Genomic DNA, 18470 nt, shown 5'->3' with positions numbered 1-18470 from the left:
TTTTTTATCGAACAACTGATACGTCACCTTTAATAAATATGGTCTCGCCGTTGCCACACTTCGTCTCCATGTAGTAGATGAAAGCATCCGGCTGTACATCCATTTGCTTGTGACGGCCATCCCAGCCAAAAGCAGGATCGTTGGTCGGGATGTTGTACGCCTGGAATACCAGCTCGCCCCAACGGCTATATATCATGAATTTGTCCACCTTGTTCACACCCACTGCTATCGGCCAGAAGCGATCGTTCTGTCCATCATTGTTTGGCGTGAACGTATTAGGCATGTAGAACAATCCTTCGTCGCAACCTACGTGAATGTTGATCGAGTCTTTCACTTCGCAGACGCTGGAAATAGCTGTCGCTACATAGGTAATAGATTTTGAAAGGGTAGCCACAGGATCATGACAGAAATAGCAATCCAGGCCGACTTCAGGCTCCCACTTGATCCTGTTCGTATTGGTCGTTTTCGCCTCCAGGCGTATAGTCGCCCCAGGCATACCGCGGGTATCAGCGCCAAGATCGATCGTTGGACGTTCATGGAGCACTACAGCCTGCGTCAAGGTGTCTTTAAAACATTCGTTCTCTGTGATCACCACCGTGTACACTGTAGGCGTGTCGGTATATGATCTTGGATTAGATAACGTACTGTCCGAAACTGATGTTGATGGATACCAGTTGTAGGCAACACCACCATGGGCACTAAGTCTTACAGAGTCACCTATACATACGTCAACAATAGGCGAACCAACCGATACCTCGGCATGTTGTATTACTCCCACATTTATGAACGTAGTGTCTGTACACTGGTTGCTATCAGTTCCCACTACCCGATATTGGGTTGTAATAATCGGGTTGGCCACTGGCGACTGGCATGAAGTACAAGACAATCCAAGCCCCGGTGACCACCAGTACTTTTTAGCACCATTGGCAGTAATAGTAGTTGTATCACCCAAACACACCGTTGCATCCGGGCCAGTTGTTACAACAGGCGACACGAACTCTCCTATAGAAATGCTGTCCGATATCTGGCAACCATTGCTGTCTGTCACCGTAACATATTGCATGCCTGCAGAAAGCTTAGTGGCTTTAAATGTTGTTTGTACCGGGTTAGTATGCCATTGAACGGTATATGGGTATATACCGCCATTGGGGTAAACCGTCGCCCAACCACTGTTATCGCCAGAACATGTCATCTTATCTGCTGTCATTTTCGTCCACAGTGCCCTTGGTTGTTTGATCGTATCAGTGATAGCAGTAACTATACAACCATGTGCATCTATCACAGCCACCTGGTAAGCGCCCGCTGCGAGATTTTTCGCAGTATCTGTAGTTTGGATCGGTGTTACGTTCCAGTTGTAAGCATACGGAGGTGTACCGCCCGCAGGATACACCACGGCAAATGCAGTAGTACCATTATAACAGAGCTCGTCTATTTTTGATGTAGTAGCCGTAAGCAGTGGTGGTTCGTTGATAACAACCGATGCTGAGTCCTGGCAATTATTAGCATCTTTCAGCTGCACCTTATAGGTACCGATGATCAGGTTGGAAGCCTTAGGTGTTGTCTGCACAGGACTAGTATTCCAGCTGTAGGAATATGGCGTTGTGCCGCCGGTCAGGGTCACTGTAGCAGTACCATTGCTACCGCCGAAGCAGCTCACATCGGTTTTCACCATAGTATGTGCCAGTTGCGTAGGCTGCGTGATGGTAACGCTGACAACCGTGGTACAACTTAAATAGTCTGACACGGTTGCTTGGTAGGTACCCGCTGCCAGGTTAAAGGCGGTATCGTTTATCTGTACGGGTGTTGTATTCCACGAATAGATATATGGTGCAGTACCACCCGCTCCTACAACGATCGCATAGGCATCAGTGAGGCCGAAGCAGCTCACGTTTTTGGCTGTAGCCGTTGCTGTAAGCTGGGTAGGCTGGGTTATTATAGCCGTAGCGGTGGTTACGCAATTGTTTGCATCAGCAACGGTAACTATATAAGTACCCGCTGCCAGGCCTGTCGCCATGGTTGTAGTCTGAACTGGTGTTGAATTCCAGCTATAGGTATAAGGCGTTGCGCCACCTGTTGCTGTAACTGTTGCAACACCATTTGTTCCACCAAAACAGCTTACGTCTGATTTTGCAGTGGATACAACCAGCGCAGGGGGTTGCGTTATGGTTACGGTGTCCTTGGCTTTACAGCCCTTAGCATCCGTCACCGTGATTGAATAACCACCTGCTACCAGACCAGTGGCGATCGCCGTGGTCTTTACCGGTGTTGTACTCCAGCTGTAGCTATAAGGTGTAGTACCGCCGCCAGCAATAACTGCAGCTGTACCATTGTTGCCGCCGAAGCAGCTCACGTTATTATGCGTTGCAGATGCAGTGAGCAATGGTGGCTGCGTAACCGTAATAGTTGCGGTCGCGGCGCAACCCTGCGCATCAGTAACAGTAGCAGTATAAACACCGGCTATTAAACCAGTGGCGGTTGTTGTTGTTTGAACCGGTGTGGTATTCCAGCTATAAGTATACGGAACTGTACCACCGCCTGCTGTCACAGTTGCGGTACCATCGCTACCAGTAAAACAGCTCACGTCTGTTTTGGAAACAGAAGCAGTCAGCTGAGTTGGCTGAGTAATTATGGCAGTAGCAGTTGCTACGCAATTGTTGGCATCGGTAACAGTAATAGTATATGTACCGGCTGGCAAGCCTGTAGCGCCGGCCGAAGTTTGTACAGGGCTTGAACTCCAGCTATATGAATAAGGCGTGGTGCCACCTGTAGCTGTTGCCGTGGCCGTTCCATTTGTGCCATTGAAACAGCTTACATTGGTCTTCACTGTAGTCACACTTAACACGGCAGGTTCAGTTACAGTAACTGTTGCTGTATCAGTACAGCCTTTGGCATCGGTAACTGTTGCTGTATATTTACCCGCAGCCAGGTTAGTGGCCAACGCGGTCGTTTTTACAGGAGTGGTATTCCAGCTGTAGCTATAAGGAGTAGTACCACCGGTAGTGGCCACCAGTGCGGTACCATTAGTTCCTCCATGACAGCTTACATTAGTATTGGTAGCGGTGGCTACCAGCAACTGCGGCTCTGTGATGGTTACACTTACTGAAGTAATACAACCTTGTGCATCTGTAACCGTCGCGGTATAGTTACCTGCAATCAGACCATTAGCGGTTGCTGTAGACTGAACAGGAGTTGTGTTCCAGCTATAGTTATAAGGTGCTGTACCACCGGCCGCGGTGACAGTAGCCACACCGTTATTGCCCTGGTAACAGCTAACATCAGTTTTCGCGATCGCAGCAGTCAGCGGCGTTGGCTCGGTAACAGTAGCAGTTGTGGTCGCTACGCAATTTTGTGAGTCGGTAACGGTTAATGTATAAGTGCCTGCACCAAGATTTGAAGCAGTGGTCGTAGTCTGCACTGGCGTGGTGTTCCAGCTATATACGTAAGGAGTAGTACCACCTGTCACGGTCACTGTAGCCGAACCATTGGTAAAGCCATTACAACTTGCATTGGTTTTAGTAGCAGTCGCCACCAGCAAATTAGGCTGAGTAACTGTCACAGTTGCTGTGCTGATACAGCCTTTAGCATCAGTTACGGTAGCCGTATAAGTGCCGGCAGTAAGTCCGGATACATTCGCAGTTGTTTTTACAGGCGTGCTGTTCCAGCTATAGTTGTACGGAAGTGTACCGCCACTGGCAACTACTGACGCTGTACCATTGTTGCCGCCAAAGCAGCTTACATTTGTGCTGGAAGCCATTGCAGGCAGCGGTGCCGGCTGTGTAATAACGATCGTATCTATCTTCTTACAGCCGTGAGCATCGGTTATGGTCGATACATATGTACCTGCTACAAGCGTATAGATGATCTGTGTAGTCTTTACGGGAGTTGTGTTCCAGCTGTAGCTGTACGGTGTGCTACCACCGTTCACAAATATCACAGCGGCTCCATCGCTACCACCGTTACAGCTCACATCCACCTGCGTGCTCGCAGTTACAAGCGCGGTAGGCTCTCCTACTGTAATAGACTTAGTAGTTACGCAACCATGATCGTCGGTAACAGTCACTGTATAGGTGCCGGCAGTAAGGCCTGTCGCGTTTGCGGTATTCTGCACAGGAGTAGTATTCCATGCGTAGCTATAAGGAGCTGTACCACCGGTTGCCACAGCATTGGTCGAACCTGTGTTTCCTGCAAAGCAGAGAACATCAGATTTGGTTGTCGCCACGGTCAGCACTGCTGGCTGAGTTACTGTTGCAGAAGCAGTGATCGTACATCCGTTGCTGTCTGTCACGAGAACAGTATAAGTTCCTGCTGGCACAGAGTTGAGATCTTTTGTTGTCCAGGAAGAATTACCATTCCACAGGTAAGTGTACGGTGTTTCTCCCCCACCCACTGTCAGCGTAACCGTACCATCAGATAAACCATTACAAGAAACATTAGTATTGGTCGCAGAAGCGGTAAGAGCCGTTGGTTGAGTAATAGTAACTGTGTCTTTGTCAACACAACCTTTACTATCAGTTACTGTCACTATGAAATTACCAGCCGGTAGGTTTGTAGCAGTTGAGGCTGACTGGCCAGGAGTACTATTCCAGCTATAGCTATATGGCGTTGTACCACCTGTCACTGTTGCTGTAGCAGAGGCATTGCTGCCACCATAACAGCTCACATTTGTATTGGTAGCAGATACGTTCAACACTGCTGGTTCCGAAACTGTGGTAGTTGCAGTAGTCGAACATCCGAGGGCATCGGTAACCGTTGCCGTATATGTTCCTGCGATCAAACCAGTTGCGGTTGCTGTTGTCTGTACCGGTGTTGTGTTCCAGCTATAAGTATATGGCGTAGTACCACCAGCACCTGTTACCGTTGCGGTACCATTGCTGCCGCTATTACAGCTTACAATTGTATTAGTAGCCGATGCCGTCAACAAGGTTGGTTGGCTTACTGTTATTGTTGCAGTGGCGGTACATCCCATATTGTCTGTAACCGTTGCTGTATAAGTACCAGCTGTCAAGCCTGTAGCAATTGCAGTATTTTGAACAGGCGTTGTATTCCAGTTATAAGAATATGGAGGCGTACCACCCGATCCGGTTACAGTTGTAGTACCATTGCTACCACTAAAGCAGCTCACGTCTGTTTTCACAGCGCTGGCAGCAAGTGGCGTTGGTTGTGTTACAGTAACCGTTGCAGTGGTGATACAACCCAGGGCATCCGTAACGGTTGCTACGTAAGTGCCAGCAGCGGCCAGGTTAGTGGCGGTTGCAGTGGTTTGAACCGGAGTAGTGTTCCAGCTGTAAGTGTATGGAGCAGTACCACCCGATGGTGTCACAGTAGCCGTACCATTACTACCACCGCTACAGCTAACATTCGTGTTAGTTGCAGATGCTGTCAGCAAAGTCGGTTGTATTACCGTAGTGGTTACTGTCGTAGTACAACCCAGAGCGTCCGTTACAGTTGCTGTATACGTACCTGCAGCCAGGTTGCTGGCGATGGCAGTGGTTTTTATTGGCGTTGTATTCCAGCTGTACGTATAGGGAGTTGTACCGCCAGAAGCTGTAACAGCAGCAGAACCGTTAGTTCCGTTAAAGCAGCTTACGTCTGTCTTCGTAGCACTAGCAGCAAGCTGTGTAGGCTCTGTAACCGTAGCCGATGCTGTCGTGACACAGCCTTTCGCGTCGGTCACTGTGGCAGTGTAGGTACCGGCAGGCAAGTTTGTTGCCAGTGCTGTAGCTTGAACTGGTGTTGTATTCCAACTATAAGTATACGGTGTAGTACCACCTGCCGGCGTAACCGTGGCAGTGCCGTTGCTGCCATTGAAGCAGCTCACATTTGTTTTAGATGCAGTTGCAGTAAGCACAGTTGGCTGTGTAACAGTTGCAATAGTGGTCGCAACGCAATTTTGCGAGTCGGTAACTGTGATCGTATAGGTCCCCGCAGCCAGGCCTGTGGCCGTAGCGGTTGTTTGCGTTGGTGTAGTACTCCAGCTATACGTGTAAGGAGTTGTGCCGCCCGTTGGTGTCGCAGTTGCCGTACCATTTGATCCGCCATTACAGCTTACATTGGTATTGGTGGCCGATACACTGAGCACTGCGGGTTGTGTAATAGTAACACTCGTTGTCGTAATACATCCCAGGTTATCGGTTACAGTAACAGTATAGCTACCGGCAGCCAGACCCGTCACTGCGGCTGTTGTTTTTATCGGAGTAGTATTCCAGCTATAGGTATATGGTGTTGTGCCGCCTGCAGCAGTCACCGTAGCTGTACCATTTGTACCCGCGTAACAGCTTACGTTGGTTTTAGTAGCAGTAGCCGTCAGTTGTGTAGGCTGAGTCACAGTAGCGCTGGCTGTAGTCGTACAACCTTTCGAGTCTGTAACTGTTGCCGTATAAGTACCCGCAGGCAGATTAGTAGCGGTAGCTGTGGTTTGTGCCGGTGTAGTATTCCAGCTATAAGTATATGGTGCGGTGCCTCCGGTAGGAGCAACGGTTGCCGTACCATTACTTCCGTTATAGCAGCTTACATCTGTTTTGCTTGTTGTGGCAGTGAGCTGCGTAGGCTGCGTAACTGTTGCGCTGGCTGTTTTTATGCAACCTTTAAAATCGGTGACGGTGATCGTATAGTTACCAGCAGGCAAATTGACTGCTACCGCCGTTGTTTGTACAGGCGTACTATTCCAGCTGTATGAGTACGGTGTAGTACCACCACCAGCTGTTGCTATTATCGCGCCATCGCTACCGCCGTTACAGCTCACATTTGTATTAACAACCGAAACCGTCAGTGATGTTGGCTGTGTGATCGTCGCATTCGCGGTTGTGATACAACCTTTAGCATCAGTCACAGTAGCTGTGTATGTACCAGCAGCAAGAGAAGTTGCTGTCGCGTTTGTCTGAGTTGGAGTTGTATTCCAGCTATAAGTATACGGAGCAGTACCGCCAGTTGGCGTAACCGTTGCCGTACCATTTGTTCCGGCATTACAGCTTACGCTGGTATTGGTTGTTGCTGCAGTCAATACCGTTGGCTGTGTAATGGTTGCAGTGGTTGTAGCAACGCAATTCTTAGCATCAGTAATGGTAACAGTATATACGCCTGCTGTCAGGTTATTGGCAGTAGTAGTTGTTTGAACAGGCGTACTGTTCCAGCTATATGTGTATGGTGTGGTTCCGCCAGCTACCGTAGCAGTGGCTGTGCCATTAGATCCGCCATTACAGCTCACATTGGTGTTAGTAGCCGAAACGGTGAGTACGGCAGGCTGCGTCACTGTAGCCGATGCGGTAGTTATACAACCTTTAGCATCGGTAACAGTAGCCGTATAGGTACCTGCAGGCAGGTTCGTTGCAATCGCAGTTGTTTGAGCGGGGGTTGTATTCCAACTGTAAGTATAAGCCGTAGTACCACCAGCCGGAGTTACGGTTGCAGTACCATTGCTGCCGCCATTACAGTTTACATTGGTATTGGTAGCCGTTGCAGTTAATGTCGACGGTTGTGTTACCGTAGCATTGGCTGTTGTTGTACAGCCCTTAGCATCAGTAATGGTAACAGTATATGTACCAGCAGCCAGACTAGTTGCCGTTATTGTCGTTTGAGCAGGTGTTGTGTTCCAGCTATAGCTATATGGCGTAGTGCCGCCCACGGGGACAGCCGTAGCAGTACCATTCGATCCGCCATTACAGTTTACGTTGGTGTTAGTTGCAGATGCAGTTAACACCAGTGGCTGTGTAATAGTGGTATTCACGGTCTTGATACATCCCAGGGCATCTGTTACTGTAGCTGTATAGGTACCTGCAGGCAGGTTGGTTGCTGTCGCCGTCGTCTGTACCGGGCTGCTGTTCCAGCTATAGGTATATGGAGCAGTACCGCCTGTTGGTACTACTGTAGCCGTACCATTGCTGCCGCCATTACAATTTACACTGGTATTAGTCGCTGTTGCATTCAGCACCGTTGGTTGGGTAACAGTGGCAGTTGTGGTGGCCACGCAGTTTTTCGCATCGGTGATCGTAACAGTATAAGTACCGGCAGGCAAATTATTAGCCGTAGACGTAGTTTGTACCGGAGCACTGTTCCAGTTATAAGCATAAGGTGTAGTACCACCGCCAACTGTTGCTGTAGCGGTACCATTATTGCCACCGAAGCAGCTCACATTGGTATTTGTTGCTGATACAGTCAGCACAGCAGGTTGTGTCACCGTTGCTGAAGCGGTCGTAGTACAACCCTTGGCATCGGTAACGGTAGCCGTGTACGTACCAGCAGACAGGCTGGTAGCGATAGCTGCAGTTTGAGCAGGTGTAGTATTCCAGCTGTAGGTATAAGGTGTAGTGCCTCCTGCTGGTGTAACTGTTGCTGTGCCATTGGCGCCGCCATTACAGTTTACATTAGTATTGGTTGCTGTTGCAGATAATACGGTAGGCTGCGTGATCGTTGCAGTGGTTGTAGCAACGCAACTTTTCGAGTCGGTAACTGTAACGGTGTATGTGCCAGCAGCAAGACCGGTTGCAGTAGCAGTAGTCTGCGCAGGCGCAGTACTCCAACTATAAGAGTAAGGCGTAGTACCTCCAGCCGGAGTTGCGGTTGCTGTACCATTAGCGCCGCCGTTACAGCTTACATTGGTATTAGTAGCAGATACAGTTAAAACTGCAGGTTGTGTTATTGTTGCATTAGCCGTAGAAATACAACCCTTGGCATCGGTCACTGTTGCAGTGTAGGTACCCGCAGTAAGACCAGTTGCCGTTGCAGAAATTTGCGTAGGTGTAGTATTCCAGCTATAAGTATATGGTGACGTGCCACCTGCCGGAGTTACTGTTGCCGTACCATTGCTACCACCATTACAACTTACATTGGTATTGGTTGCAGAAGCAGTCAACAATGTTGGCTGAGTAACCGTAGCGTTGGCTGTGGTGATACATCCCAGTGCATCTGTTACCGTCGCGGTATATGTACCCGCCGCCAATGCCGTTGCAGTAGCGGTTGTTTGTACAGGTGTGGTATTCCAACTGTATGTATATGGCGATGTGCCACCTACAGGAGTAACAGTTGCAGTACCATTGGCACCGCTATAGCAACTTACATCTGTTTTGGCAGTAGTCGCAGTAAGCTGTGTTGGTTGAGTAATGGTTGCATTCACTGTTGTCACGCAACCATTGAAGTCCGTAACAGTAGCCGTATAAGAGCCGGCAGTCAGGCCAGTTATAGTAGCGGTTGTTTTTACCGGTGTTGTGTTCCAGCTATAAGTGTATGGCGCGGTACCTCCAGTAGGAGTAGCCGTTGCCGTACCATTGCTACCGTTAAAGCAGCTTACATCTGTTTTGCTTGCGCTGGCAGTGAGCTGAGCAGGTTGGGTAATTGTTGCTGTACCTGTTTTAGTACAACCTTTAAAATCGGTAACTGTGACTGTGTAAGTGCCAGCTGGCAGGTTAATAGCTACCGCTGAAGTTTGTACCGGTGTACTGTTCCAGCTATATGAATAAGGTGTAGTACCGCCGCCCGCTGTTACTATTGCGGCACCGTTGCTGCCACCGTAACAGCTCACATTTGTATTTACAACCGAAGCAGTCAATTGCGTTGGCTGCCCGATGGTAACGCTAGCTGTTGTAGTACAGTTGTTGGCATCTGTTACAGTAACAGTATAATTGCCAGCAGGTAGACCTGTAGCAGTTGCTGTGGTTTGTACAGGACTACTGTTCCAGCTATATGTATACGGAGCAGTACCGCCTGCAGCTGTAACTGTTGCTGTACCATTGCTTCCTCCAAAACAACTTGCATCTGTCTTTACCGCACTAGCGCTTAACACAGTGGGTTGCGAAATCGTTACTGAAGCTGTCTTAACACAACCGTTAGAATCGGTAGCCGTTATGGTATATGAACCTGCAGCAAGATTTGTTGCTGTAGCCGTTGTCTTAACCGGAGTGGTGTTCCAACTGTAGACATAAGGCGTATTACCTCCGGATCCAACAACCGTGGCTGTACCTGTACTGGTACCATAACATAATACATCCGTTTTCGAGGCATTTATTACAAACAGAGTTGCCGGCTCGGTAATGATCACCGAATCTTTGTTCTTACAGCCATTGTTATCTTCTACTGTGATCACGTATTTGCCGACTGGCAGACCCGTAGCTGTAGTAGTTGTTTGAACAGGCGTTGAACTCCAGGAATATGTGTAGTTACCAGACTTGCCTGCTACAACCGTAGCGGTACCATCGCTTCCACCTTTACACTTTACATTTGTTTGACTTGTCGTCAACTGCATGTTAGGTGGTTGTGCCACAGGAGCAGAGTCTACTGCAGTACAACCATTGGCATCTGTAACAACAACAGTATACCAGCCTGGCAGCAGGCCATTGATATTCGCATTCGTTTTTACCGGGGTTGTATTCCACGCATAGGTGTAAGGTGGTGTACCTCCGTTGGCGGTAACACCGGCAACACCATTACCATTATTATTACAGTTGTTGTTAGAACTGTTCATATTAGTGGTAATCTTCGTAGGCTGTGTAATGATCACCGAATCCAGACGAGTACAGCTGTTGGCATCAGTTATCGTAACCTTGTAAGTACCGGGAACAAGGCCGGTAATGCTTTGCGTTGTTTTAACGGGCGTGGTATTCCATGAATAGGTATACGGCGATGTACCTCCGCTTGGGTTAGCTGTGGCAGTACCATTGCTGCCACCAAAGCAGCTGATGTTTGTTTTGCTAACGTTGCCCGCTAAAGCCAGGGGCTGGGTAATTGTTACACTGTCTACTATCGAATAACTGTTGGCATCTGTAACAGTGACTTTATAGATACCGGCAGTCAAACCAGTTATTGTAGTAGTTGTTTTTACCGGAGTTGTATTCCAGCTATAAGTATACGGAGGAACGCCTCCGCTTGCAGTTGCCGTAGCGGAGCCATTGTTACCATTATAACAGCTAACATTCGTTTGCGTAAAAGAAACAACTAGTGGCGGCGGTTGAGTAACCGTAACCGCTGCTGATTTAACGCAATTCAAAGAATCGGTAATGGTCACAGTGTATGTTCCCGCAGCGAGACCGGTTATGGCGGCCGTTGTTTTTACAGGGGTTGTATTCCAGCTGTAGGTAAACGGCAAAATACCATTTCCCGCAGTAGCTGTGGCACCACCATTAACAGCACCATAGTAGGTTGCATTTTGCGGAGTGGTAGTCACTGTAGGATTGCTGGATCTTATCGAAACAGTGTCTTTCCAGGTGCAATTGTCTGCGTTGGTTCCCGTTACAACGTATTTTGTATTTACCGGAAGCGTGACAACAGGATTTGCACACGTAGTGCAACTAAGTCCTGCTGCAGGTGCCCAACTATAAGTGATAGGGCCAGGCGCTACAGAATTTGTGGTGTTGAGTTGTAATGTAGTTCCGTTGCAAATCGTTGTGTCGCTGTTATTGATCGTTGCAACAACTTTAGATACAGTAACCGTTGTATAGATAGTATCAGGACATCCGAAGCCTGCAAACGGAGTTACGATCAATGCGTACTGTCTTGATGTTGGCGGAGTAGGTATTGTGCCTGTCTGATTCGTATCTATTATTGTAGTGAGTGCAGAATCGCGCCATTCGTATTTCTGAAAACCATAAGGACCTGTGATATTGAAAGTAGAATTGGAGTTACAGACTGTTGTGCTGGTTGCGAACAGACCGCAAGTCAGATCAACATAACCATAACCAAAGTGGCCGCCATTATCGCAATCTCCACTGGCAAAGTCTACGGCAATAGTTTTACCACCATAATCAGACAAGTCAATGCTGGACGTCGTCCAGCCTTTATACCATACGTCCTTCCCAACACTTGATAGAGTAAACCCCGGCAAGCTAGCTGTGGCAACATAAGAGAACTGGCTGCATGGAAGGATGGCGTTATTTGAAGTTGAATCGTAAGCTCTTACTTCAAAACGAGGTTGTTCCGCCGCGGTGTGGTTTGGATTCTCAAACACAACTGCGTAACGGAATATGATGCTGTAATTATTGACATTGTTAGGTACATGCACATAGTATCGCGCACGTTCTGCCTGAGACCCTGTATTTGAGTTACCGAGTTTCAATGAATAAACACCGCTGCTCGGTGCTACAACAGTAAAGCCACCATATGGATCAACAGCACTGCCGCTGGTCAATACGTGCCTGTTGGCAAGTGCGCCTGTAAGGTTATTGGCTACAATAGGACAGCAAGTGCCTGTAAACAATTGCCAGTTTGTGAAATTCCCATTTTCAAACCCAATGTTTGGCGGGCACGACACTGTTTGTGCATGCACATTAGATAGAAAGGCCAATAACACTACCGCCAAAAGTGTAAATTTCTCTCTCATAGTGGCTTGTTTTTAGCGAGAGAGGCGGTGTTACCGGGTCATTGGACACCTAATTGCTTTCTTTCATAGAAAGCACAACTCCCTCAGGATTAAAAACTTATCCCTTTATATTATTTTATTTATAAAATAAATCCCTTAGAAAACCGATTCCTTATATAAAATATACTATATATAATGACGCAACTTTATCCCCTATCAAAGCCATGATCTATTAGATCAGCCTAGTTGCTCCGTAAAAATTCTAAATGAAATTGCGCTTCTAGCGCTGTTGATGTGCTGGCATGCCTTAATTGGCGGCAAGGCTTGCCAGGTAAAAATGTTCTGTTGCATGTGAGTCTCTCTTATATATGAAGTACGCAAAGTTACGTACCTGATGGTGAAACTAACAAGTTCATTCTAAATATGCAATATTATGTAACAATTAATTACCCATTATTGCTCCATTAGATCATGACAACTACATATAAAAACATAGTAGAATCTGCGCCAGTATTAGATTTTCGTGATTATGTAAGTTGTCAAAAAATCAATATTAATTCTACATTAAAAAATGATTAAAGACGGATTTTTTGCACAAAATGGACCCAATTTGTGGATAAAAAATGCCGGACACTGGGTACCCGGCAATAATATCATCACTCAAAAGGCTACTAACTTTTGAGATACTCTTCTCTTTGGCGAGCTTCCATGATCACGGCTTTTAGGTGTTCAAGCATTAGCTCTTTGGCGCCCGCAGGCCAATAAGATAATTCCTCCCTTAGCTTCGCTGCCTCTTGTTCCTCTATCTCATAGTAACTATCCAATACTGGTTTATAATATTCCCACAACCACCCTCCTACTTCCTGGGCAAGGGTAACCAGGTATTTCAGCTCCTCAAACCTGACTGCCTTGCCTTGCAGCTCTTTCCACGCCCAAACGAACTGACCATCCGCTGTCCTGTTAGTGCTCACGGTTGCCAGGTCTCTACCCAGTGAAAGTCTCTGATAATAACCCTCCAGCTCATTGGTCACCGGCTCAAGGGCAGTAAGCATTTGGCCCAACTTGCGATCACTGGTGTCTTGTTTAAGCCTCCTTATTTCATCGACAACCTGGCAGAGCTTAAGCGCAGAGAACTGCGACACCAGGCCTCCAAATACTTCTGTATCTGCATTTTTCTGCAGCATGTCTGCATATTGCATGTAAGTACCTACCGCTTGTCCTATAAGGACATGCAGGTTATAGATCGTCTCGGAGGTTTGCTTAGTCATTGATAATTATATTCGAATACACCTGGATTCTGCAAAGATACACCCAATGAAAAAGGGTTTCAAACCATGTGGCATGAAACCCTTATTTCTCAATGTATTATATAAGGATATTACCTGTTGGCAACACCTGCAGGTTTCTTTTCTTCGTACTCAACATGGATCCTGCCTTCGCTCAGCTTGAATGCAGTAGTCAGGTCGCCTTCGAGGGTCAATGTACCATCGGCCGCTGTTACAACAGTGAGCTTTTGCCTGCTAAAGCCACCCTTTGTTGGTACCAGGTAAACTTTGAGCTTCTGAACATCAGCACCATTCAGGCCGAGGGGTAAGCTGAAAGTCAAAGAGTAATCAGCGCGATGCCCTTTAGGGATCCAAACAATATGCCTTGCGCCAGGTAGATCAAAGAATGCATCGTAGCTGCCCAGGTACACTTTAAAATCTCCTTCAAAATGCCTTTGCACCACTGTTTCAGCTTCGTCAACTGCAGGTATCTGAAGTGGGTAAACTTTGATGCCGTCTACGGTCACGTTTACGATAGCCCTGTTTTTATCAGCCCTTTTGAATGTCAGCGCCTTAACTGCCTGGAATTTTACTTTACCCGGCACGTCTGAGGTCTGTTTCAGGTTTGATGTTGGCGCAACGTCAATTGCTGTTACTGCGCCCGGTGTCATGTGGTTGGCCAGATACAGAGTAGCGACAACTTCGTTCTCAGTATTTGATGTGAGTTGCAGGTACGGGATGCTGGTTTTGCTTGCCCAACAAGCAGGCAGCATAGACAGCGCTTTGATTGCTGTTTCGTTTACAGTATAGGTTTGTGACAGCGTAAAGAATTCATCCTTAGTTATTTCATGAGGAATGTCAGCTTTAACACGGTTCTTGATCTCCCTCACTTTGGTCCTGTTGGCTTCATACTCTGCGGTTGCGTAAGCCGGGATGGTAATACCACCGTTTTGCGCAGTCCTCTCATCAACTTGCTGTTGCGAGGTAGATGAATAGATAAAGTCTAAAGCATCCAGGTATTTTGAATTAGTAGTAACGTTCAGCTGGGTCAGGATCTTTGTCAGGTATTCGTCGCATTCCTGTGCGCGAACTACATTGCCCGATAAGCAGAGCAATGAAAGGAGCATGTAACTTACATACTTTGTAAAACTTGCTGTTTGGCGATTCATCTCTTATGTTTAAAAGTTAGCGAATTGTGTGTGTGGCCGACAAGGTACAAAGCCGCCCAAACATTTCATAATTATCCAATCATTAAGGCCTGACCATAAGCCTTGGCCGGGGCATTTTGTTGCCGGTTGTTGCCGAATTGGGGTCTTTTTCAAAGGTGGCAACGAGCTCACTTCGCTCAGTTGTTGCCGAATTGGGGTCTTTTAAAATGTCTGAACCGGAATTTGTAGAATTTTTGAAATTACTGGAATTCCGGCCATTGGTGACTTCAATGAATTCTGGTTCAGACAATTTGTGTGCCTTCACAGGCAATAGTTTTTAATAGCAAATATACAAAATAATGCACTAATAGAAAAACCATTACAAGTGAAGACCTGCATTTCTGCAGCTGAAGCGGCAATTTCCATCACGGATAAAGAGCTGGGTCTCACTCCGTGTGAAGAAACTCTGTTGGTAAGAAAATTGTATTGTAGTTCTTATAATATCCACCAAGATGGCCTCCGCAACAGAATTGAAAAAGCACGTCATTTCTAAGAATGCCGATGGCTTTTTTTCAGATGTTCATAAAATATTCCTGTTCATTATAAAGTTTTTTCGGGAAGCAGTTGCCCCACCCTACGAGTTTCGTGAACTGGTAAACCAGTGTTACCAGGTGGGTTATAAGTCGCTCTTTATCATTTCTGTAACTTCTTTTATCACAGGTATAGTCTTTACAGCCCACTCGCGGCCTGAACTGGAAGATTTCGGGGCGGCATCGTGGTTGCCATCCATATCGGGCGTGGCTATCATGAAGGCGCTGGCGCCTTTGATAACTGCGTTGATATGCGCGGGGAAATCAGGCTCACACATCGGCGCAGAATTGGGTTCGATGAAAGTGACGGAACAAATAGATGCAATGGAGGTTTCGGCGGTCAACCCATTTAAGTTCCTGGTAGTGACGCGTGTGCTGGCAACAACTTTCATGATACCACTCTTAATGCTCTACAGTTCATTGATAGGATTGATCGGCTCTTATACAGATGTATTCACTGAAGACCAGTCCAGCTTTCCCGTTTTCATCCATAATGCTTTTGCAAGGATCGGCTATGCCGAGGCCATCTCTTCGATCTTGCGATCTGTTGTTTTTGGTTTTACCATCGGTATTGTTGGTTGCTATAAGGGTCTTACAACTACAAACGGCACTGAAGGCGTAGGGAAAGCAGCAAACTCAGCCGTAGTCACGTCTATGTTGTTGATATTCCTCGAGGAAATGGTAATAGTTAAGCTGTTTGTTCCACTATATGTACAACGCTAAATGAAGACACAGGTCAATCTAGACGATGAACAAAAAGAGATAATACTATCTATCAGGGACTTGCATAAGTCGTTTGATGATAGTGTGGTGCTGAATGGAATAGGACTTGAATTGCACAAAGGCGAAAACGCAGTGATAATGGGTCGTTCAGGGGTTGGAAAATCAGTTTTGATCAAGATCATAGCAGGACTTTTGAAGGCAGACCGGGGCATGATAAAAGTATTTGGTAGGGAACTACAGCAACTCAACGATAAAGAACTGGCTGAAATGCGGTTGAAGATGGGCTTTTTATTTCAACATGGCGCTCTTTATGACAGCCTTACCGTACGGGAAAATATTGAATTCCCCCTGGTAAGGAATGTCCCGCATCTGCACCAGCGACAGGTAGATGAACGTGTGAATGACGCCCTGGAGGCAGTTGGGCTGCCTGACACGGCAGACCGATATCCGGCTGAGCTATCGGGCGGCGAAGCAAAAAGGATAGCCATAGCACGCATGCTGATACTGAAACCGGAAATAGTTCTGTATGATGAGCCTACAAGCGAATTAGATCCACTGACCTGTATTGAGATCATCAACCTGATCAATGAAGTGAAGAAGCGCTACGGAGCAAGTTCTATTATCATTACTCACGACATGACCTGCGCCAAACAGACAGGAGACAAGATATTGATGTTGATAGACGGCCGGTTTGAACGACAGGGAAAGTTCGACGAGGTTTTTGATACGGACAATGAAGTGATCAGGGGCTTTTATAACTACAATTTTATACAGTAACCACCATGAGAGCGGCCAATCGCAGACAGTCTGTAATTCTCGGAATATTTATTTCGCTTGGCTTTGTCATACTATTCGCCGGTGCTTTTGTATTGAACGGACAAAAAAACACCTTTGAGAAAACCATTACCGTCAGCGCGGTCTTTGCCGATGTAAAGGGATTACTTAAAGGAAGCAATATCTGGTTGTCGGGAATCAAGATAGGAACGGTAAAACGCATTGAGTTTACAGGCTATGGACTGGCAAAAGTAGAGATGAGAATAGATGAAGACTCCAGAAGATACATAAGCAAAGACGCCAGGGCAAAGATCAGTACCGACGGGGTGATCGGCAACCCCATCGTTGTTATTTATGGCGGCACGCCCAACACACCGACAGTGGTTGATAAAGACACTTTACAAACTGAGACGGGTTTGAGCAGGGGCCAAATGATGAATACCCTGGAGGAGAGCAACCAAAACCTGTCCGTTATTACAAGCGATTTCAAAACGATCAGCAGGCGGCTGGTTGCCGGGGAAGGCACGGCAGGCAAATTATTGACCGAAGACAACATAGCGAGGCAACTGGAGGCCACCTCAGCCAACCTGCAAAATGCATCCGTGATCATCCAACGCCTGAGTTCAAACCTGGCAGATTATAGTACCCGGTTACACAACAAAGGAACGATGGCTAATGAGCTGGTAACAGACACATTTCTATACCACAACTTAAAGACAGCAGCAACAGACATCAGGGAAGCATCGCTCACTGCCAGGGAGACGACCGACAATCTCAACAAAATGAGCCACGACCTGAAAGACAGTAACAATGTGGCCTCAGTGTTGCTCTACGACCAGGGGGCTGCCAACAAGATCAGGGCGGCGATCAATAACATACAATGCGGCACCAAAAAGTTTGATGAAGACATGGAAGCTCTCCAGAGCAATTTTCTGTTCAGAAAATTTTTTAAAAAAAGAGCCCAGCAGCAGAAAAATAAACCGGTTGACAGTACCTGTCAGTGTTGTGGAAGCACAAGTGTGAGATGATAATACCTGACATTACAAGAAAGGTTTAATTTTCTATTGGAGTAAAGTCTGTTAACCAATCGATAACGATCGAAACGTCCTCATATTTCTCGGTGTATGATTCCAATGTTTCTCGGTAAGCGAGCAATTTATTAAGCGCATAAATTCGTTCTTCCTCAGGGATATTTTCAATCTTCTTAAAAACTTCTACGGCTGAAGCGATACAACGATCTGTCGACGGCTTAAGAATAATTATGTCAATAAACAATTGTAGATCTTCGGAACACTCATAAAAGCTGCAGCAATAGACCAGAAATGCAACATTCTTAGTATGTATACAAGCTTTCACTTTCCGAATTAAATATGAGTACATCTCTTCATCCTCTAGATCGATCATAATCCTGGCGATGATCTCACGCATTCCCGCGTATTCAGTCTTCTCAAAAACAGTCCTAAGAATCGTACGCTCATCAACCGTCAAATCCTGATTATCGACTTTTTTCAGATATTCAAACAATTCAGTTGATTCAGCTTCGTTTCGAGGTACTATTGCTTTATTCATAGTAATAAATTCCCGCCGTTGTTGGTGTTTTCCACCAACAACGATGTGGGCTTACGTTAATGCTTATTTTGTCAATTGTAAAATACTCCCCATTCTACGTTTACCAGTTGGCTACTCT

7 protein-coding genes are annotated in these 18470 nt (G+C 46.7%); 3 read left to right on the top strand and 4 right to left on the bottom strand.

Annotated elements, in window-relative coordinates; genetic code table 11:
- Positions 1-4: 4 nt before the first annotated feature.
- The 3 genes from P2W83_RS12730 to P2W83_RS12720 all read right to left on the bottom strand — a co-directional run bounded on the left by P2W83_RS12730 (position 5) and on the right by P2W83_RS12720 (position 14717).
- The gene (locus tag P2W83_RS12730) at positions 5-12304 is read right to left on the bottom strand and encodes a T9SS type B sorting domain-containing protein (RefSeq protein WP_276134123.1); all 12300 of its coding nucleotides are present in this window, start codon (positions 12302-12304) and stop codon (positions 5-7) included.
- A gap of 650 nt (positions 12305-12954) precedes the next feature.
- Positions 12955-13551 (bottom strand): hypothetical protein, encoded by a 597-nt coding sequence (locus P2W83_RS12725; RefSeq protein WP_276134122.1) that lies wholly within the window; start codon positions 13549-13551, stop codon positions 12955-12957.
- A 110-nt stretch (positions 13552-13661) separates the two neighbouring features.
- The gene (locus tag P2W83_RS12720; RefSeq protein WP_276134121.1) at positions 13662-14717 is read right to left on the bottom strand and encodes a hypothetical protein; all 1056 of its coding nucleotides are present in this window, start codon (positions 14715-14717) and stop codon (positions 13662-13664) included.
- 491 nt (positions 14718-15208) lie between these two features.
- On the opposite strand from P2W83_RS12720, the gene P2W83_RS12715 reads away from it, so the two are divergent.
- From P2W83_RS12715 to P2W83_RS12705, 3 genes are read left to right on the top strand one after another with little or no spacing between them, the layout of a single operon-like run.
- Positions 15209-16009, top strand: coding sequence for an MlaE family ABC transporter permease (locus tag P2W83_RS12715; protein ID WP_276134120.1), 801 nt, complete (start codon positions 15209-15211; stop codon positions 16007-16009).
- Entirely contained in the window at positions 16010-16786 is a 777-nt protein-coding gene (locus P2W83_RS12710; RefSeq protein ID WP_276134119.1) for an ABC transporter ATP-binding protein, read from the top strand. It begins immediately after the preceding gene.
- A gap of 5 nt (positions 16787-16791) precedes the next feature.
- Positions 16792-17811 (top strand): MlaD family protein, encoded by a 1020-nt coding sequence (locus P2W83_RS12705; protein WP_276134118.1) that lies wholly within the window; start codon positions 16792-16794, stop codon positions 17809-17811.
- 25 nt (positions 17812-17836) lie between these two features.
- Here the strand turns inward: P2W83_RS12705 and P2W83_RS12700 are convergent, their stop codons facing one another.
- Entirely contained in the window at positions 17837-18352 is a 516-nt protein-coding gene (locus tag P2W83_RS12700) for a hypothetical protein (RefSeq protein ID WP_276134117.1), read from the bottom strand.
- Between the last annotated feature and the right edge of the window lie 118 nt (positions 18353-18470).

Origin of the sequence: Polluticoccus soli (assembly GCF_029269745.1) — a bacterium.
Taxonomy (GTDB): Bacteria; Bacteroidota; Bacteroidia; order Chitinophagales; family Chitinophagaceae; genus Polluticoccus; species Polluticoccus soli.
This window is presented reverse-complemented; position numbering and strand designations above follow the sequence as displayed.